The sequence below is a fragment of the Campylobacter sp. CNRCH_2014_0184h genome (assembly GCF_025772985.1).
GTDB lineage: Bacteria > Campylobacterota > Campylobacteria > Campylobacterales > Campylobacteraceae > Campylobacter_D.
Window position 1 is genome coordinate 115,175 of the sequence record NZ_JAKMTB010000003.1, and the last position, 20,591, is coordinate 135,765.

A 20,591-nucleotide genomic window follows, 5' to 3' on the forward strand; every position below is an offset into this window, starting at 1 on the left:
TCAATTCAGTGGTTGGATAGCTCAGTCGGTAGAGCAGCAGACTGAAAATCTGCGTGTCGGCAGTTCGATTCTGCCTCTAACCACCATTTTATTCTTTATTATAAAATTCATCTAACTCTTGAAGTTCATTTTCGTTAAATCCTGCTTGTATTCTAGCTGTTTTATTATATACTTTTCCTAAAAGACTAAATTCTTTATATTTAGCACAAAGATCAATATAATTATCATTTTCGTTTTTTGCATAATTCCACCAAAAATCCCCTTTATTTACATGTTTAATCTCATCATTTAGTATAATAGTAAAAATTTCGTCAAATAAGCTTTTTATAGGATGATTAGTTGTGTTTAATTTTTCTAAAACAAAAGGATTAGCATCGAGTCCTTTTGCTTCAAGTCCTCTATGAACTATGCCCATTCTGTGAGCAAGATTATCTTTGGTTAAAAACAAGGCTTTTTCAAGATTATCATGAGCATGGAAATCTCCATATTTAAAACCAAGTTCATTTAAAGTTTTTTCTAAAAGTAAAAAATGCTTAATTTCCTCATCTGCTACTTCAAGCCAATCTTGATAAAATTTCAATGGCAAGTTTTTAAATCTATAACTAGCATCTAAAGCCAAATTTATAGCACTATATTCTATATGCGCAACTGAATGTAAGATTTTAGCTAAAGATAAAGTGCTATTTGCCTCTTTTGGACGTCTTATTTTCATAGGATGAAGGATTTTAACTTGTGAGTTTTCACAAATGATCGCTTTATGGGAATGATTAAAATAATACAAATTAGTTTTAAAATTTTCATAAAATTCATTAAATAATTCAATCTTTTTAAAAATATCTTTATGATATAAAATTTTTTCTAATTCCCCAAAGAAATTTCTTTTCATTTTTAAACCTTGTTAAATATTATATAAGATAAAAAAGTATAATATAAAAATTTTGAAAATTTAAAAAGGTTTGCTAAAAATATGTTTAATGTCATACATGCTCTTTTTTTTAGAGAGTTAAAGACAAGATTTGGTATTAATAAATATTTGGGCTATTTTTGGGTGATCGGTGAGCCTATGATGGTGGTTTTGGTAATCACTTCTATTATAGCAGCTATAAGAGAATTTCATCATCAAATCATGCCCGAGGGTGTTTCTATTTTTTTATTTTTAGCAGTAGGGATTATACCTTTTTTTATGTTTAGAAGTATTATTACTCAGCTTTTGAATGGTATAGGTGCAAATTTGGCGCTATATGCCTACAAACCAGTAAGACCTATACATGTTTTTATTGCAAGAGCACTGCTTGAGTTTTGCATTTATTTTACTATTTTTATTTGTGTGATGTTTTTAGCTGGATGGTTTTTGCATATGCAAGTTATACCTAAGCATTTTTTAGAAGTGATGTTTTCGATTTTTTTGCTTGTGGTGTTTGGCTTTGCTATGGGAATGTGTTTTGCTATAGTAGGACATTTTGCAGAACCTTTAAAAATGGCATTAGGTTATTTAAATGCTATTTTATATTGGACTTCTCTAGTAGTGCTTCCTGTGTGGATAGCCCCAAAACCTATTTTAGACATTTTATATTATAATCCACTTTTGCATATCATGGAGCTTTTAAAATATAATTTTTTTCAAAATTATCCGTTGCTTGATGATTATAATTACTACTATCCTATTGCATGTTTGAGTGTGATTTTGTTTTTGGGTTTATTTTTTTATTATTTTACTAGAGAAAAGTTGATAGCGGCACGATGATAAAATTAGTTAATTTAACCAAATCTTTTCCTTTGCGTAATGGTGGAAGGCATTATGTTTTTAAAAACTTAAGCTTTGAATTCCCTGAAAATTGCAGTATAGGCTTAATGGGACGCAATGGTGCTGGAAAATCAACCTTAATGAAACTTTTAAGCGGTTCCTTGCTTCCTGATAGAGGTAAGATTATAACCAATAAAAAACTCTCTTGGCCTCTAGGCTTAGCAGGTGCATTTCAACATAGACTTTCAGCAAGGGACAATGCGCGCTTTGTGGCTAGAGTATATGGTTATAAAGGAAAGGCTTTAGAAGAAAAGATTAAATTTGTGGAAGATTTTGCTGAGCTGGGTAAATTTTTTGATGAGCCTATGAATACTTACTCAGCAGGTATGAGTGCTAGGATATCTTTTGGTTTAAGCATGGCATTTGATTTTGATTATTATTTAATTGATGAAGCAGGTGCTGTGGGGGATCCTAAATTTAAAGAGAAGAGCTCTAAAGTCTATAAAGAAAAACTAAGCCAGTCAAAAGTTATCATGGTTTCGCATAATGTAGCTGAAATTAAACAATGGTGTGATAAAATTATATTCATGCAAGATGGACAAGCTACTATATATGATGATGTAGATGAGGGTATAGCGGTGTATCAAGGAAAAATAAATGCAAAATGATTTATTGAAAAAGTTTAAAAAATTAGAAATATTTAATTCTTTTAAAATAGTGTTGATTTTAACAGCATTTGTTGTATTTTATTATGTTTTTATAGCAGCAAGTCGCTATGTGAGTGAAAGTGTTTTAAGCGTGAAATCAACTACATCAGACAGCAGTGCGGCAGTGAGCGGATTAGCTGCATTGTTAACAAATAATTCTTTTTCTACAGAAGATATAACTTTTTTAAAATCTTACATCCATTCTTTAGATATGCTAAATATCTTAGAAGAAAAAATTCAAATTCGTGAGTTATATCAAAAACAAAAACTTGATTTTTTTTACAGTATTTCCCCATCAGCTGACCAAGAAGAGTTTTTAAAGTATTATCAAAACCGTGTTAAGATTATTCAAGAAAACTCAGCTAATGGGCTTTTGCGTGTAGAAGTTGAAGGTTTTGACCCACAAAGTGCACATTTAATAGCTTCAACTATAGTTAAAGAAAGTGAAAAATTTATCAATGAAATTTCACACAAAGCTGCAAGAGATCAAATGCAATTTGCTGAAGAAGAGCTTTTACAGTTTAAAAAAAGATATCAAAATGCTAAAGATGAGCTTTTAGCTTTTCAAAATAAATACGGAGTATTTGATCCACTTAAGCAAGCAGAAGGCACTCTAAAACTCATAGCCGAACTTGAATCAAAAATAGCAGCCAAAGAAGCTGAGCTTTTGATGATGCAAAGTTACATAAATGATAATGCACCGCAAATTGTCACTATAAAAAGTGAAATCACAGCTTTAAAAAAACAACTTCAAAAAGAAAAATCTAAGGTTTCATCGCCAAAATCCTCTCAAAAGCTTAACGATCTTGCAGCTAAATTTCAAGATCTAACCATAGAAGCAGGTTTTGCAGAAAGTGCTTATACAGCTGCATTAAAAGCATATGAGAGTGCTAGGATAGAGGCTTTAAGAAAGATAAAACAAGTGGTTATAGTACAAAGTCCAAGTTTGCCTCAAAGTGCTAAATATCCAGAAGCTTTGTATAATATATTCACAGCTTTTATGATTTTATCTTTGATTTATGGAATTGTTAAATTTATTAAAATGATTATAGAGGAGCATAGATACTAATGAAAAAGATATTTTTATTTTTACTTTTACCTTTGTTTTTATTTTCAGCGGTAGATGTTTCTCAAATTGCAAAAACACAAGCAGATAGTATAAGGCAAATTCAAGATAAAGAATTGTTACAAAATGATTTAAATAAAACAACAATTATAAATGCTAAAGTATTTGGTGCGCATTTGTTTAATGGTAATTTTACTAAATTTACCCAACATGTTTACAATCCTGATTATAAATTAGCAGTAGGCGATAGGATTAATGTAAAAATTTGGGGTGCAGTAGAATTTATACAAACTTTAACAGTAGATTCTCAAGGAAATATTTTTATACCAAAAGTAGGTGCGATTAATCTTTTGGGCGTAAAAAATAGTGCTTTGGTTCAAGTCATTACAAAAGCTATTAATAAAATTTATAAAAGCAATGTCTATGTATATGCGGATATGGATATTTATCAAAATGTATCGGTATTTGTTACGGGAAATGTAAATCAACCTGGTCTTTATCAAGGACTAAGTTCAGATTCTATTATACAGTATTTAGATAAAGCAAGCGGTATTAATCTAGAATATGGTAGTTTTAGAGATATTCAAATTTTAAGAGATAATAAAGTTATTAAAAAGGTAGATTTATATGACTTTTTACTTAAAGGTCAGCTTGATCTTTTTCCTTTTAGAATGGGTGATGTGATCTTAGTGGGTAGTGTACAAAAGTATGTTTTTGTAGAAGGAGATGTGCAAAAGCCTTTTAGATTTGAGTTAAGTAATGATATTTTAAATTTAGAAGATATAGCAAGGGTTGCAGGAGCTAAGCCTATAGTAACTAATGCAGTGGTAAAAAGCTATAGAGATGATCATAAATTACATGTGGATGCTTACAGCAAAAAGCAGTTTTTAGGTGTGAAATTATATAATGGTGATGAGATAGAATTTAGACCTGATTATACTGCACAAAATATTAGCATTAGCATAGAAGGTGAGCATAGTGGTTTGCACTCGGTGGTGATAAAAAAAGGCACAACCTTAGCTGAACTTGCTAAAATGATTACAGTTAATGACCAATCAAACATTAATGCCTTGCAAGTTTTTAGAAAAAGCGTAGCAGCTACTCAAAAACAACTTATTGAAGCTCAGCTTAAAGAGCTTGAAACGCTAGCTCTAACAAGCTCTTCGGTCAATGCTGAGCAAGCTAGCATTAGAGCTACTCAAGCTAAGACGATTTTAGAATTTATTGCGCGTGCAAAACAAGCTCAGCCAAAAGGACAAATCGTTATAGACAATGTTAAAGCGTATAATTCTATAGTATTAGAAGAAGGTGATGTGGTAAATGTACCTAGTAAAAATAATCTTGTTTTGGTTCAAGGTGAAGTTTCTATACCAGGTGCATTTGTGTATATGGATAAAGAAAAATTAAGATATTATATCAACCTAGCAGGTGGCTTTAGCGATAGGGCTGATATATCAAGAGTTTTAGTAATCAATGCTAATGGTAAGGCAACTAAATACAGCGGTAGAAGTTCAGCAGATATCAAAGCGGGAGATTCTATTTTAGTTTTACCAAAAGTAGATAGTCAAAATCTCCAAATTTTTAGCATGCTAACACAAATTTTATACCAAATAGCTATTGCAACTAATGTAGTGCTAAATATATAGGAATTTAGATGAGCCAAATAGAAGCGATTAAAATAGCCAAAGAAGTTTTTGAGATAGAATCAAAAACGATTTTAGATTTATGTGATAACTTAGATGAAGGTTTTAATAAAGTCATTGATCTGATTTTATCTATCAAAGGCAGATGTGTAGTAAGTGGCATGGGTAAGTCAGGCCATATAGGAGCTAAGATAGCTGCAACCTTGGCTAGTACAGGCACTCCAAGCTTTTTTATGCATCCGGGTGAAGCTTTGCATGGAGATCTTGGTATGCTCACAAGCGAGGATGTGCTTTTGGCTATTTCAAATTCAGGAGAAACTGAAGAGGTTTTAAAACTCATACCAGTGATTAAAAAAAGAAAAATTCCTTTAATTGTCATGGCGGGAAATCAATACTCTACTTTAGCTAAACAAGCAGATATTTTTATAAACATAGCAGTAAAAAAAGAAGCTTGCCCGCTTCAATTAGCTCCAACTTCTTCTACCACGGCTACTTTAGCTATGGGTGATGCTATAGCAGTAGCTTTAATGAGGGCAAGGAATTTTAGACCTGATGATTTTGCTTTGTTTCATCCAGGGGGAAGTTTGGGTAGAAAGCTTCTAACTAGAGTAGGTGATTTGATGGTGTCAAATAATCTACCTATAGTAAGCCCTGAGAGTGAATTTAATGAGTTAGTTGATGTGATGACTAGTGGTAAATTAGGACTTTGTATAGTACTTGAAAATGAAAAGCTAGTTGGGATCATCACAGATGGTGATTTAAGAAGAGCTTTAAGGGCAAATGATAAGCCAAGATTTGATTTTAAAGCTAAAGAAATCATGAGCGATAGTCCAAAAACCATAGAAGCAAGCGCTATGGCAAGTGAAGCAGAAGAGCTTATGCTAAAACATAAAATCAAAGAGATAGTTGTCACTCAAGATGAAAAAATAGTAGGCATTATCCAACTTTATGCGATAGGGAAAATTTAATATTTTTTTATGATATAATTATAAATAAATTTAAAATATAAGGTTGTGATTAGATGAAAAAAATTCTAGTTGTATTTGGAACTAGGCCAGAAGCTATAAAAATGGCTCCATTAGTTAAAATAATGGAAAGTAGAAATGATGTAGATTTTAAAATTTGTGTGACCGCACAGCATAGGCAAATGTTGGATCAAATTCTAGATGTTTTTGACATTAAGCCAGATTATGATTTAAACATCATGAGTGAAAATCAAGATTTATATGATATTACTTTTAAAATTCTTTGTGGTATGAAAAATATATTGAATGATTATAGACCAGATGTTGTTTTGGTGCATGGAGATACAACTACCGCAAGTGCTACAGCATTGGCAGCTTTTTATCAAAAAATAAAAGTAGCACATGTTGAAGCAGGGCTAAGGACTTATAATCTTTATAATCCTTGGCCAGAGGAGGCAAATAGACAAATTGTCGGTGTTTTATCAGATATTCATTTTACTCCAACAAGTAAGAGTGCTGAAAATCTTATAAAAGAAGGAAAGGATGAAAAGAATATTCTTGTGACTGGTAATACTGTTGTTGATGCATTATTTTATATGGTAGAAAAAATAAAAAATAATATAGTATTTAAGACAAAAATTTTATCTTTTATCGAAAATGATTATAAAATAAGTGATAATAGAAAATTTATTCTGGTTACAGGACATCGTAGAGAAAATTTTGGTGAAGGTTTTTTGCAAATTTGTGAAGCATTAAAAACTATAGCAATTAATAATCCAAATATTGACATAATCTATCCTGTTCATTTAAATCCTAATGTTCAAAAACCCGTAAAATCAATTCTTTCAGATATAGCTAATATTTATCTTATAAATCCTCTTAGGTATGAGGAGTTTGTATATCTTATGTCAAATTGTTATTTTATTATTACAGATTCTGGTGGTATACAGGAAGAAGCACCTAGCCTTGGAAAACCTGTATTAGTAATGCGTGAAACAACAGAAAGACCAGAAGCAGTAGAAGCTGAAACAGTGAAGTTAGTGGGTACTTGTAAAAGTAGTATTGTCAAAGCAGCTCAAGAGTTGATTGATGATGAAGATGAATATAATAAAATGAGTAAAGCAAGTAATCCTTATGGAGATGGTAAAGCATGTGAGAAAATTATAGAGGTATTAATAAAAAAAGGAGATTGTTGTGCTTAATCATTTTAATAAAGTGTGTGTAATGGGTCTTGGATATATAGGGCTTCCTACAGCGGCTGTTTTTGCTAGTAGAAAAGTTAAAGTTTTGGGTGTAGACATAAATCAGCAAGCAGTAGATACTATAAATCAAGGTAAAATTCATATTGTAGAACCTGAATTAGATATTTTGGTACATGCTGTTGTAAAAGATGGTTATCTTAAAGCAGCAACACTGCCAGATGAAGCAGATGCTTTTATCATTGCAGTACCAACTCCTTTTAAAGGGGAAGATCATGAGCCCAATTTGGATTACATTAAGGCAGCATCAAAATCAGTAGCAAAAGTTTTAAAAAAAGGGAATTTAGTGATTTTAGAGTCAACATCCCCAGTTGGAGCAACAGAACAAATGGCCAAATGGCTTGCAGATGAAAGACCTGATTTGACTTTTCCTCATCAGATCGGTGAAGAATCTGATATTAAAATAGCTCATTGCCCAGAAAGGGTTTTGCCTGGGCAGGTTATAAGAGAACTTGTTGAGAACGATAGAATTATTGGTGGTATGACGCAAAAATGCACAGAATATGCAACAAATTTGTATAAAATTTTTGTTCAAGGTGAATGCATTAAAACAAATGCTAGGACAGCGGAAATGGCAAAACTTACAGAAAATTCGTTTAGAGATGTAAATATAGCTTTTGCTAATGAATTATCTATTTTGTGTGATAAATTAGATATAAATGTATGGGAGCTTATAAAACTTGCTAACCGTCATCCTAGAGTAAATATCTTACAACCCGGTTGTGGAGTTGGTGGTCATTGTATCGCAGTAGACCCGTGGTTCATAGTGCATCAAAATCCAAATGAAGCTAAAATGATAAAAACAGCTAGAGAGGTCAACGATAATAAACCAAATTTTGTTATACAAAAAATTAAAGAAAGAGTAAAAGGTATATCACAACCTAAAATTGCTTGTTTAGGTTTAGCGTTTAAACCAGATATTGATGATTTAAGAGAATCTCCAGCTTTAGATATAGTTATTAAGCTTGCAAATGAACGCAATAATCAAATATTGGCTGTAGAGCCAAATATAAAACAACTTCCATTAAAACTACAAGATAAAGCAAATATAGAATTGGTTTCTTTGACACAAGCTTTAGATGAAGCAGATGTTGTTGTGATATTAGTTAAGCATAAGGAGTTTATTGGTATACAATCTGATAAACTTATAGATTTTGTTAATATTTAAGGTTTATCCATGAAAGAAATAGATTCTGATGTTGTTTTATTAAAATGTGATCAAGTAAATTACAAAATTTATCTTCCAGGTAAGGATGTAGATTATATACAGAAAAAAATTTACAACGAATTGATTCCTTATGAATATGAAATGTTGCAGGGTATATTAGAGAGAGCAAAAAAGGATACCATTATAGTTGATATAGGGTCTAATATAGGCAATCATTCTTTATATCTTGCAGCACATGGTTTTGATATATATGCTTTTGAGGCTAATCAAGAACTTTGTGATATCTTTAAGATGAGTATAGAATTAAATGGATTCAAAAAAATAAAACTGCATGAATTTGGATTATCAGATAAAAAAGAAACAGCAATTTTAGATAATCTAAATCCAGAAAATTTAGGAGGTCAATCTTTAAAAATTAAAGATTCTGGTAATATTGTTTTATATCCTCTTGATGATATAAAATTTGAAAAAGATATTTCTGTATTAAAAATAGATGTAGAGGGAATGGAAGTTAAAGTTTTAAATGGTGCAATCAATACTATAAAAAAACATAGACCATTTTTATATATAGAAGCTATTAGTAATGTTGAATTTAGAAAAATTAATGTTATACTAGAAAAATTAGATTATGTTTATTGGAATACTTTTAATGCAACCCCAACACACTTGTATTATCCAAAAGAGCAGCTAAAGGATAAAGATATATTATCCAATATATCTTATCATAAAACCTTAGAATCATATAGGATTACTCAGTCTTTAAATTACAGTAAAAGAATATCTTCAGAAATTTCTAAAATTGCTGAAATTGTTTCCAAAAATAGCACTGATCTATATGCAAAAATAAATGCTCTAGAATCTCAAAAAGAGAAATGGAATGAAATAGAATTGGAGCAAATTAAAGAAATTAGTCAACTCCAATCACAAAAAGATAAGCTTGAACAAGATTTGCAATTTCATAAAGAGAAACTAGATACAACATTGGTAAATTATGCAGGTATGATGGCAAGATTTAAAAAACAAGAAATCTTGCAGAAAAAACTTTTAGTAGATAATAAAATTTACCAAAGAAAAGCAAACGAAGCTTTGAGTAACTTTAAAGACATGAGTGCAAGGAGTGAAAAATATCGTCAAGAAATAATTTTTAAAGATAATGAAATAAAAAGACTAGAAAATACTTTATCTTATAGAATAGGTAATCGTATTGTAAATGCTAAAAACATAAAAAATGTTATCTTACTACCTTATCATTTATATATGGAGTATAAAAGTTTTAAATCAAGGCGAAAGAATAAAAATACATTAAAACAAACTAATAAAATAAGAAAAACAATAGCAAATAGCCCAAATGCTATAAAACAACAATTTATCAATAAATTTGATGATATAAAAAATATGAAAATTGCTTGCATAATGGATGAATTCACATACACTTCTTTTAAATATGAGTGTGATTTGTTACAGTTAAGTCCAGATAATTGGAGAAACGAAGTTATCGCTTTTAAACCTGATTTATTATTTATAGAATCAGCTTGGCAAGGAAAAGATTCTTTGTGGAAGTTAAAAATCTCAGGATTTTCCACAGAGCTCCAAGAACTTATAAAATATTGTAGAGAAAATGGTATCGCTACTGTATTTTGGAGCAAAGAAGATCCGGTTCATTTTAATACTTTTCTATCTATAGCTCGCTCTGTTGATTTTGTTTTTACAACTGATATTGATTGTATTCCAAAGTACAAATTTTATGTCGGACATGAAGATGTATATTGTTTACCTTTTGCAGCTCAAACAAAAATACATAATCCCATAGAAGAATTTGATCGTAAAGATGAATTTAATTTTGCAGGGTCGTATTATTTACGATATCCTCAAAGACAATTAGATTTTGAAAATCTTATAAGTGCAATAAAGTTATATAAAAATATTAGTATTTATGATAGAAATTTCAATAATTTTCATCCTCATTACTCTTTTCCAGATTGCTATAAAGATATGATTATAGGAAATTTACCTTTTAATGAGATTATAAAAGCATACAAAGGTTATAAATTTGGGATAACAATGAACACTGTCAAGCAATCTCAAACAATGTTTGCCAGAAGAGCTTTTGAGCTTATAGCATGCAATACTTTTGTTGTGAGTAATTTCTCTAGAGCTTTAAGAAATTTTTTTGGTGATTTAGTGATATCATCAGATGATACGAATGAGTTAAAAAATAAATTAAAGCTAGCATGTGAAGATGAGATGTATTATAAGAAAATAAAATTAAATGCTTTGAGAAAAGTGATGAAAGAGCATACATATACAGATAGATTAAATTTTATAGCTTCTGTTGTTTACAAAGAACAATTTGAATCCAAGCATAAATTTTATATATTAATACATGTAAATTCACAAGAGGAATATATAAAGGCATTGGATATTTTTTATTCTCAAAAAGAAAACCAAGGACTTCAATTATTAATTTATAATGATAAAAAATTGAAATTTCAACCCAATGATCAATGTATATATTTTTCAGAATTAGAAGAATTATTTAAATATATAAAAAATGATAAACAAGCTTATTTTGGAATGATGGATATTAAAGATTATTATAATGAAAATTATTTACTAGATTTAACTTTAACCTTGAAATATTCTAACTTTAATGCTTTTGGAAAATATAGTTTTTATAGTTTCAATGATGGAGAGGTATACTTAGAAAATAAGGATCGCGAATATAAAAAAGTAAAACAACTTTTTATTACTTCATCTTTTGTAAAAGTAGAATATATAAATAAAGGGTTATTGTCAGCTTTTCTTAATAAAGAATTTTCATATCAAATCGAAAATATGTTTGCTACCGATTGTTTTAATTATTGTAAAAATGGTATTTCACTTACCAAAAATCAACAAGAATATGTGTCTAGTATGGATAAAGTATATTCTGGAATAAGTATTAAAGATCTTAACATATCATCAAATTTTAAAGGTGTATTGAAGGAAGCTTATGAAACTCCTGATTTGATTAAAATGGATGCTAAATTTATATATGATAATATAGAAAAACCGATAAGTTCTAAAGTCAAATTTTCATTTGATGATAAAAGTAAATTTATAATTGAATCAAAATTATCCAGTGAAGCACATAAATATTTTTATTTTAAAAATTCTTTTACAAGAGAAACTTTTAATATGGTAAAAAATTCTCAATTTTTACTCCAAGGTATTTTCTCAAACGAAGATTTTAAAACAGTCTTTGAATTTCAAGATAAAAATTATCAAAAAATTTCTCATAGTATTAACAAAGCTGGAGATATTCAAACTTTAGCCATACCTAAAGAATGTAAATTTATCCGATTTGGTTTGCGCATTCAAGGTGTTGGTAAATTTCAAATAGACAATCTGGTTTTAGATTTTCTAACCCCCCAGCCTTTTGCACTTCTTTCTAGAAGTAAAAAATTGGTATTAACTAAACAGTATCCTTCTTATGATGATTTATATAAATACGGCTTTTTGCACTCAAGAATAAAGGCATATAAAGAAAAGGGTGTTTTGGTTGATGTATTTAGACTTAGCAATACACAAAGGTATGAATGTAGAGAATTTGAAGATATTGATGTAATGACAGCCTCTAATGATGTTTTAGAAGAAACTTTGGCAAGTGGACAATATGACCATATTTTGATTCATTTTTTAGATAAAAATATGTGGAATGTTCTAGAGAAATTTGTAGATAAAATCAAAATTACTGTTTGGATTCATGGTGCTGAAATTCAAATTTGGCAAAGAAGAGAATTTGAATTCGAAAGATATAGCGAAATGGAAATTCAAAGACAAAAAAAACTTTCTGATCAAAGAGTGAAATTTTGGACAAAAATTTTCAATGCAAATTATAAAAATATGCATTTTATTTTTGTAAGTGAGTATTTTAAAAATGAAAGTTTAAGTGATTTGAGAGTAGTGTTAAAGCCCAATCAATACACTATTATACATAATCCTATAGATACTTCAATGTTTGATTATTTGCCTAAATCTCCAAATGATAGAAAAAAAATTCTTTCTATCCGCCCTTTTACCTCGAGAAAATATGCAAATGATTTAAGTATCGAGGCTATTTTTGAGCTTAGCAAAAGAGATTTTTTTAAAGATTTGGAATTTTTTATAGCTGGTGATGGGGTCTTGTTTGATGAGTTAACTAGCAAATTAAATTCTTTTAAAAATATTATCATATATAGAGGTTTTTTAACCCAAAAAGAAATATCAAATTTACATAAACAATATGGTATATTTTTAAATCCTACAAGAATGGATGCTCAAGGTGTCTCTAGAGATGAGGCTATGTCGAGTGGTTTAGTTCCGATCACCAATAACATCGCAGCAGTTCCAGAATTTGTAGATAATGAATGTGGAATTTTAGTAGAGCCTGAAAATGCAAAAGCATTAGCTGATGTAATCGAGTTTTTATATAAAAACCCAGATGAATTTATGAAATTATCTACAAATGCTGCAAAAAGAGTTAGAAAACAATGTGATAAAGATATGATTGTATCTAAAGAATTGGATATAATATTATGAAAAAAATTTGTATTTTTGGATCTTGTGTTAGTAGGGATATATTTGAGTATGATAAGCAAAAAAACTTTGAATTAATTGGTTATTATGCTAGAAGTTCTTTTGCTTCTTTATCTTCTAATGCTATGATAGAGCAAGATGTTCTTGATAATATACAATCGTCTTTTCAAAGACGCATGGTATTGCAAGATATGAATAAATCTTTTATTGATAATATAAAAAGAAGTGATTTCGATTTTCTACTGATTGATTTTATCGACGATCGATTTCATTTCTATAAAATATCAAAAAATAATGTAGTTACAGTTTCAAATGAATATAAAAAAGCAAAAGGAAAGTTGTATAGTTCTAATATGATTTATTCCCAAAGTCAAGAACATATTGATTTGTGGAGGAAAGGTATTGAAAAAATATATGATGATTTATATATTATTCAAGATAAAATTATTTTAAATAAAGTATATTGGTCGGATGTTTTTTATAATGGAGATAAATTTTTAATTAATCAAGAAGAATTGATTAGTAATAATAATTTTTTAAAAGAACGATATGATGATTTTGTTAAATTCTTTCCTAAAATTAAATGCATAGAATATCCTAAAGATATGTTAGTTTTAGATCATGAACATAAATGGGGGGGGGCTCCTATGCATTATCATAGTGATGTTTATAAATATGCACTTAAAAAAATAGATTGGTTAAAAAGGGAAATTAATGACAAACTATAAGGGTGTTTTTAAACAGATTGATTTAAAAAAAATTGATCATTATGATATAAAAAAAGATAAAGAAAGTTTTATTATAAATTTAAACAACATTTTTCATATAGAATTTGTCGAATTTGAAATTCTCAATATGTTTGATATAAAGATATATTTTAGTGTAGATAAAGCAACTTGGATAGAATTTAAAAAAGAAGAATGTTTATTAATAAATGCCAATAAATATTCTTTAACATGTAGTGATAGGGAAAAATATCAATATATAAAAATTAATACTAAATTAAACAATATAAAAAATAAAAAAATTAATATATTTGTAAGAAAATTTCCTGGTTTAATGGTGGCGGCAAGAAGCGATGGTTTTGGTGCTAGATTAATGCCAATACTTAATGCAATGTATTTAGCTGAGTATACAGGCTTTAAATTTGGTTTTGTGTGGAAAAGAAATGATAGGGATACTATTTTATCTGATGGTAATCAACACCAAGAAGTTGCTAAAACCCATCTCTTAGGTGAAAGCGATATCTTCTCTAGTGATTTTATTAAGCAATATTCATATACAGATAAGCTGGGTGTATGCATTAGAACTAAAACAAGTGTTGCTATTGAAGATTGGATGAATGAATTAAGTTGTGTTTGGGGTGAATATGTTAATTATGATACAGCTAGAAGAATTTTTGGAACTAAACCAATAAGACATTATCCAAAGCTTTGGAAAAAAATAAAATTTTCAGATTATATTCAAAAGGCTATTGATAAGGCGAATAATATAGTAAAAATTAATTTTCCAAATAAATTTATTGCTATTCATATACGAAGTGGAGATATTGTTTATGATGAAAGAATAAAAAAGCTTGGTGTTGGTTTTGGTAAAGCAATGCCATTAGAAATTGCAATAGAGCTAATAGAAGAAAATTTAAATAAAAATGAAAAAATAGTTTTATTCGGTGATGATTTCACGAGTTTGAGAGAATTAAAAAATCAATATAATATCAATATAATCGAAGATTATATTGATGAACAATTTACAAATATTCAAAGAATGTTATTTGAAATAGTTTTTATGTCTAATGCAAAGGATATTTTTTCTGGACATAGTAGTTTTTCTAGAGTTGCAAGTTATATTGGTTTAGGTAGGGAACCATCGTTTTATTTCCATATTTTTAATACAAATCAACAACTCAAAATACTGCAAAAACATACTTTATCTTGTTTTAGTAATTTACAAAAAGCGCATTCGTTATACCATTCTGCTATGTTGCATATTACAACAAAAACAAATTTTTCTAGCGCTATTACTTTTTTAGAAAAAGCATCAAAAATAGACAGAAACAATTGTCTTTATATTTTATTGATGCTTTTTGTTTATTTGAAAATATTTGCTTTTGAAAAAGCAGAGAAAATTTTAAGTGAGAGTTTTTTTACTTATGAAGATTTTATAGAAAATTTACAATGTGGTATTTTATGTCTTGAAATAAAAAAAGAAATAGCAAAATTAAGAAAAATTGAGCATTTTACAAAATTATCTGATTTTGCTTCTAATATCAAAAAGTATTTTGAGCAAAATTTTGAACAAATAGAAAAAGAAATAGTTAATGATTTGATTGATGAATTAAAGCTGTTAAATCAAAATATAAATGATAAGAATAAAGAATATGCAATATTAAAACTAGAATTTCAAGAACAATCAGAAGAAAAGTGTTTATTAAAAAAGGATCTATTTAAAACGCAAGATTTATATAACTTTTTTGCTAGATACGGCTCAGCCAAAGCAAGAATTCAAAATCAACTCTCCTATAAACTAGGTCAAGCTATGATAGTAAATTCTAAATCTATACTAGGTTATATAAGAATGCCTTTTGTATTATCTTATATAAAAGATAAACACAAACAAGAACAAAAAAACTATCAAGAAAAAATAAAAAAAAATCCTTCTTTAAAGCTACCTCCATTAGAAGATTATCCTGATTATCAAGAAGCCTTAAAAGAAAAAGAATGTTTAACTTATAAACTTGGTCAAGCTCTTATACAAGCTAACAAAAATTGGTATGGGGGGGGGTATATCAAGTTGCTGTTTAGTATAAAAAAATTAATATCTCAATTTTCTAAATTTACATTAATAAACTATAAGGGTGTTTTTAAACAGATTGATTTAAAAAAAATTGATCATTATGATATAAAAAAAGATAAAGAAAGTTTTATTATAAATTTAAACAACATTTTTCATATAGAATTTGTCGAATTTGAAATTCTCAATATGTTTGATATAAAGATATATTTTAGTGTAGATAAAGCAACTTGGATAGAATTTAAAAAAGAAGAATGTTTATTAATAAATGCCAATAAATATTCTTTAACATGTAGTGATAGGGAAAAATATCAATATATAAAAATTAATACTAAATTAAACAATATAAAAAATAAAAAAATTAATATATTTGTAAGAAAATTTCCTGGTTTAATGGTGGCGGCAAGAAGCGATGGTTTTGGTGCTAGATTAATGCCAATACTTAATGCAATGTATTTAGCTGAGTATACAGGCTTTAAATTTGGTTTTGTGTGGAAAAGAAATGATAGGGATACTATTTTATCTGATGGTAATCAACACCAAGAAGTTGCTAAAACCCATCTCTTAGGTGAAAGCGATATCTTCTCTAGTGATTTTATTAAGCAATATTCATATACAGATAAGCTGGGTGTATGCATTAGAACTAAAACAAGTGTTGCTATTGAAGATTGGATGAATGAATTAAGTTGTGTTTGGGGTGAATATGTTAATTATGATACAGCTAGAAGAATTTTTGGAACTAAACCAATAAGACATTATCCAAAGCTTTGGAAAAAAATAAAATTTTCAGATTATATTCAAAAGGCTATTGATAAGGCGAATAATATAGTAAAAATTAATTTTCCAAATAAATTTATTGCTATTCATATACGAAGTGGAGATATTGTTTATGATGAAAGAATAAAAAAGCTTGGTGTTGGTTTTGGTAAAGCAATGCCATTAGAAATTGCAATAGAGCTAATAGAAGAAAATTTAAATAAAAATGAAAAAATAGTTTTATTCGGTGATGATTTCACGAGTTTGAGAGAATTAAAAAATCAATATAATATCAATATAATCGAAGATTATATTGATGAACAATTTACAAATATTCAAAGAATGTTATTTGAAATAGTTTTTATGTCTAATGCAAAGGATATTTTTTCTGGACATAGTAGTTTTTCTAGAGTTGCAAGTTATATTGGTTTAGGTAGGGAGCCATCGTTTTATTATAAATATTATAGTAGATATAAAATGTATAACATAGTAAAACAAAAAATACAATGTCATACGATGCATAGTTTACAGAAATCGTTTTCGTATTATTTTTTATTTCGTTTAGGTTATGCTTTGGAAAGAAAACAAACGGAGTTATTTCAATGGATTTTTAATGCCTGGAATTGTAATCAAAATAATGATTTATATAGGATCGGATTAGTTTTATTGGGTGTATTGTGCAATAAACATCAACAAGTGGAAAAAATTCTATCGCAGAAATTTATTAGTGATAATTTTTGGAATAACTATTATAAAAAAAGTTTTTTTAGAGAAATTTTTTTAGAGAAAATTAATGTGCAAAAAAATAATCAAAATACATTTCCAAATATTTGTAATGTAATAAAAAAAATGGTATAATTTAAATGTAGTTAAGTATAGAGGAAAGTATGAAAAACATTATTCTTTGCGGTGGTAGTGGCACAAGACTTTGGCCACTTAGTAGAACACTAATGCCAAAACAATTTTTAAAATTATTTGATGGTAAATCTTTATTTGAGCTGACTGTACAAAGAAATTCCAAATTTTGCTCTAATACTTTAATAGTATGCAACGAAGAGCAGTATTTTCTAGCTCTTGATCAAATTTCAAACACAAGTAAAACTAGGTTTATTTTAGAACCACTAGCAAAAAATACTGCAGCAGCTATCACTTTAGCATGTTTATCTTTGCCTAAAGAAGAAATAGTTTTAATTACACCAAGCGATCACTTAATCAAAAATGAAAAAGCATATCAAGAAGCAATAGCTAAAGCTTTAGAATTTGCAAATGATAACTATCTTGTAACCTTTGGTATAAAACCTGATAATCCACATACTGGATATGGCTATATTAAATCCAAAAACACTTATGATGTTGAAGCTTTTATAGAAAAACCAAATTTTAAAAAAGCTAAAGAATTTTTAGAAGATGGAAGTTATTTATGGAATTCTGGTATGTTTATGTTTAAAGTTGGTTTTTTCTTAGAGCAAATGCAAGCTTATTCAAAAGAAATATATGATTTTTGTTTAAAAGCGCATAAAAATGCTTTAATACAAAATGATTTTATCAAAATCAAATCAACAGACATGGAAAAAATTCCAGAACTAAGCATAGATTATGCCTTGATGGAAAAATCAAACAAAGTAAAAGTGATACCTAGTAACATTTCTTGGAGTGATGTAGGAAGCTTTGAAAGCTTAGCTAAAGAGTTTAATAATGGTAATAATTATTCTAATGTTAATACCAAATTTTTAGATTCTAATAATATCTTTTGCTATGCAAGCGATCAAAAGAAATTTATAGCCACAATTGATCTTGATGATATATTTATCATAGATACTCAAGATGCACTTTTAATTAGTAAAAAATCATCCTCTCAAAAAGTAAAGCAAATTTATGAAACTATTCAAGAAAATGAAAATCTAAGTAAAAATCATCTTTGCACGCATAGACCTTGGGGAAGTTTTACTATACTTGAAGATGAAAAAGGATATAAAATTAAACGTATAGAAGTTAAACCTGGTAAAAGACTTTCTTTACAAAAACATTTTCACAGAAACGAACATTGGATAGTTTTAAGTGGTACGGCAACTGTAGAAATAGATGGAATGGAAAATTTAGTAAGACCTAATGAGTCAATCTATATAAAAATGGGGCAAAAACATCGTTTAAGTAATTATGGCAAAATTCCTGTTGTGATTATAGAAGCTCAAGTGGGTGAATACACAGGTGAAGATGATATAGTAAGATTAGAAGATGATTATAAAAGGATATAAATGAAAAAAGTGGCATTAATAACTGGAGTTACTGGACAAGATGGGGCGTATTTGTCTGAATTTTTGCTCAATAAGGGCTATGAAGTACATGGTATAAAAAGAAGATCTTCTTTATTTAACACAGATAGAATAGATCATTTATTTGAAGGTCATCATGGCAAAAAAAATGATTTTTATTTACACTATGGTGATATGACTGATTCTATGAATTTAACTAGAATAATAGCTGAGATTAAACCTGATGAGATTTACAATCTTGCTGCTATGAGTCATGTGCATGTTAGCTTTGAAACACCAGAATATACAGCAAATGCTGATGGTATAGGTACACTTAGAATACTTGATGCGGTGAGATTTTTAAATCTAACTCAAAAAACTAAAATTTATCAAGCCTCTACTTCAGAGCTTTTTGGAAAAGTACAAGAAACTCCACAAAGTGAAAAAACTCCATTTTATCCAAGAAGTCCTTATGCGGTAGCAAAAATGTATGCATATTGGATTACGGTAAATTACAGAGAAGCTTATAATATGTTTGCATGTAATGGAATTTTATTTAATCATGAAAGTCCCGTTAGAGGAGAAACATTTGTAACTAGAAAAATCACCCGCGCGGCTGCAAAAATAGCTTTAAATTTAGATGATATACTTTATCTTGGTAATTTAGATGCTAAAAGAGATTGGGGTCATGCAAAAGATTATGTAAAAATGATGTGGATGATACTTCAGCATGAAAAGGCCGATGATTGGGTTATAGCTACTGGAAAAACTACTACAGTAAGAGACTTTGTGAAGCTTGCCTTTGAATACTGTGGGATAAAATTAAATTTTAAAGGAAGCGGAGTGGATGAAGAAGGTTTTATAGAAGATTTTGACCAACAAAGAGCTAAAGAGCTTTCTTTAAATTTTAACCATCTTCAAAAAGGTCAAGTGGTAGTAAAAGTAAATCCTAGATATTTTAGACCTACTGAAGTTGATTTGCTTTTGGGCGATCCTTCTAAAGCTGAAAAAGAACTAGGCTGGAATAGAGAATATGATCTTAAAAATTTAGTTGATGATATGATGGAAAGCGATTTAAAACTTATGAATAAAGATGTCTATCTTAAACAAGGTGGATATAAAATAATGAGGTATTACGAGTAATGGCTATAGAATTTAATATAGAAGAATCCAAAAAAATTAAAGGGGTTTATATTATAACTCCAAATATTTCAACTGATTTGAGAGGAAATATTTGGACTTCTTTTTTAAAAGATGAAATAGAAAAATTACTACCCAAAGGATTATATTTTAAACATGATAAATTTTCAAAATCATGTCAAAATGTATTAAGAGGTATACATGGAGATTATAAGTCTTGGAAATATGTAACTTGTGTTTATGGAGATATTTTTCAAGTGGTGGTAGATTGCAGAAAAAATTCTTCTACCTATCTTAAATGGGAAAGTTTTGATATCAATAAAGATAATCAAAGAATGATTTTAATCCCACCTAATATGGGTAATGCATATTATGCTAAAAGCAAAGAAGTGATATATCATTATAAATTAGCGTATGATGGAGAATACCTAGATGCTAAAGAACAATTTACTTTTGCTTGGAATGATGATAAAATCAACATAAATTGGCCTACAAATAATCCTATTTTATCAGATAGAGATATGTTAAGTGAAAATTAAGGGAG

At 28.5% G+C, this 20,591-nt stretch carries 14 protein-coding genes and 1 tRNA gene; 14 read left to right on the top strand and 1 reads right to left on the bottom strand.

Annotated features, from left to right (window positions below; translation table 11 throughout):
• Positions 1-10: 10 nt before the first annotated feature.
• Positions 11-86: transfer RNA gene (locus L8X36_RS04080), tRNA-Phe, on the top strand.
• Between the two features lie 2 nt (positions 87-88).
• Here L8X36_RS04080 and L8X36_RS04085 read toward each other — a convergent pair.
• On the bottom strand, positions 89-886 hold the full coding sequence (locus L8X36_RS04085) for a ferritin-like domain-containing protein (protein WP_263682654.1): 798 nt from the start codon (positions 884-886) through the stop codon (positions 89-91).
• 81 nt (positions 887-967) lie between these two features.
• Here L8X36_RS04085 and L8X36_RS04090 point away from each other — a divergent pair, with 81 nt between their 5' ends.
• Genes L8X36_RS04090 through L8X36_RS04150 form a run of 13 tightly spaced genes read left to right on the top strand, consistent with a single transcriptional unit; the run spans position 968 to position 20,586 of the window.
• Positions 968-1,744, top strand: a complete 777-nt coding sequence (locus tag L8X36_RS04090; protein ID WP_263682656.1) for an ABC transporter permease — start codon at positions 968-970, stop codon at positions 1,742-1,744.
• Entirely contained in the window at positions 1,741-2,412 is a 672-nt protein-coding gene (locus tag L8X36_RS04095; RefSeq protein WP_263673835.1) for an ABC transporter ATP-binding protein, read from the top strand. Before L8X36_RS04090 ends, L8X36_RS04095 begins: the two co-directional genes overlap by 4 nt.
• Positions 2,402-3,520 carry a capsule biosynthesis protein gene (locus L8X36_RS04100; protein ID WP_263682658.1) on the top strand — a complete coding sequence of 373 codons (1,119 nt, stop codon included), beginning with the start codon at positions 2,402-2,404 and terminating at the stop codon, positions 3,518-3,520. The genes L8X36_RS04095 and L8X36_RS04100 overlap by 11 nt, the downstream gene beginning before the upstream one ends.
• Positions 3,520-5,163: a polysaccharide biosynthesis/export family protein gene (locus L8X36_RS04105; RefSeq protein WP_263682659.1), complete on the top strand. Its 1,644-nt coding sequence runs from the start codon at positions 3,520-3,522 to the stop codon at positions 5,161-5,163. Before L8X36_RS04100 ends, L8X36_RS04105 begins: the two co-directional genes overlap by 1 nt.
• A gap of 8 nt (positions 5,164-5,171) precedes the next feature.
• A complete protein-coding gene (locus L8X36_RS04110; protein ID WP_412175671.1) occupies positions 5,172-6,128 on the top strand; it encodes a KpsF/GutQ family sugar-phosphate isomerase in 957 nt (318 codons plus the stop codon).
• Positions 6,129-6,181: 53 nt separating this feature from the next.
• Positions 6,182-7,327: a non-hydrolyzing UDP-N-acetylglucosamine 2-epimerase gene (gene wecB / locus L8X36_RS04115; RefSeq protein ID WP_263673829.1), complete on the top strand. Its 1,146-nt coding sequence runs from the start codon at positions 6,182-6,184 to the stop codon at positions 7,325-7,327.
• Entirely contained in the window at positions 7,320-8,552 is a 1,233-nt protein-coding gene (gene wecC / locus L8X36_RS04120; RefSeq protein WP_263673827.1) for a UDP-N-acetyl-D-mannosamine dehydrogenase, read from the top strand. Before wecB ends, wecC begins: the two co-directional genes overlap by 8 nt.
• Before the next feature lie 9 nt (positions 8,553-8,561).
• A complete protein-coding gene (locus L8X36_RS04125; protein WP_263682661.1) occupies positions 8,562-13,112 on the top strand; it encodes an FkbM family methyltransferase in 4,551 nt (1,516 codons plus the stop codon).
• Positions 13,109-13,837: a DUF6270 domain-containing protein gene (locus L8X36_RS04130; RefSeq protein WP_263682662.1), complete on the top strand. Its 729-nt coding sequence runs from the start codon at positions 13,109-13,111 to the stop codon at positions 13,835-13,837. Before L8X36_RS04125 ends, L8X36_RS04130 begins: the two co-directional genes overlap by 4 nt.
• The gene (locus tag L8X36_RS04135) at positions 13,824-17,513 is read left to right on the top strand and encodes a hypothetical protein (RefSeq protein WP_263682663.1); all 3,690 of its coding nucleotides are present in this window, start codon (positions 13,824-13,826) and stop codon (positions 17,511-17,513) included. The genes L8X36_RS04130 and L8X36_RS04135 overlap by 14 nt, the downstream gene beginning before the upstream one ends.
• Positions 17,514-17,542: 29 nt before the next feature.
• Positions 17,543-18,910 carry a mannose-1-phosphate guanylyltransferase/mannose-6-phosphate isomerase gene (locus L8X36_RS04140; RefSeq protein ID WP_263682665.1) on the top strand — a complete coding sequence of 456 codons (1,368 nt, stop codon included), beginning with the start codon at positions 17,543-17,545 and terminating at the stop codon, positions 18,908-18,910.
• Complete coding sequence (gmd, locus tag L8X36_RS04145) at positions 18,911-20,050, top strand: GDP-mannose 4,6-dehydratase (RefSeq protein ID WP_263673817.1); 1,140 nt, start codon at positions 18,911-18,913, stop codon at positions 20,048-20,050.
• A complete protein-coding gene (locus L8X36_RS04150; protein ID WP_263673816.1) occupies positions 20,050-20,586 on the top strand; it encodes a dTDP-4-dehydrorhamnose 3,5-epimerase family protein in 537 nt (178 codons plus the stop codon). The genes gmd and L8X36_RS04150 overlap by 1 nt, the downstream gene beginning before the upstream one ends.
• Positions 20,587-20,591 lie beyond the last annotated feature (5 nt).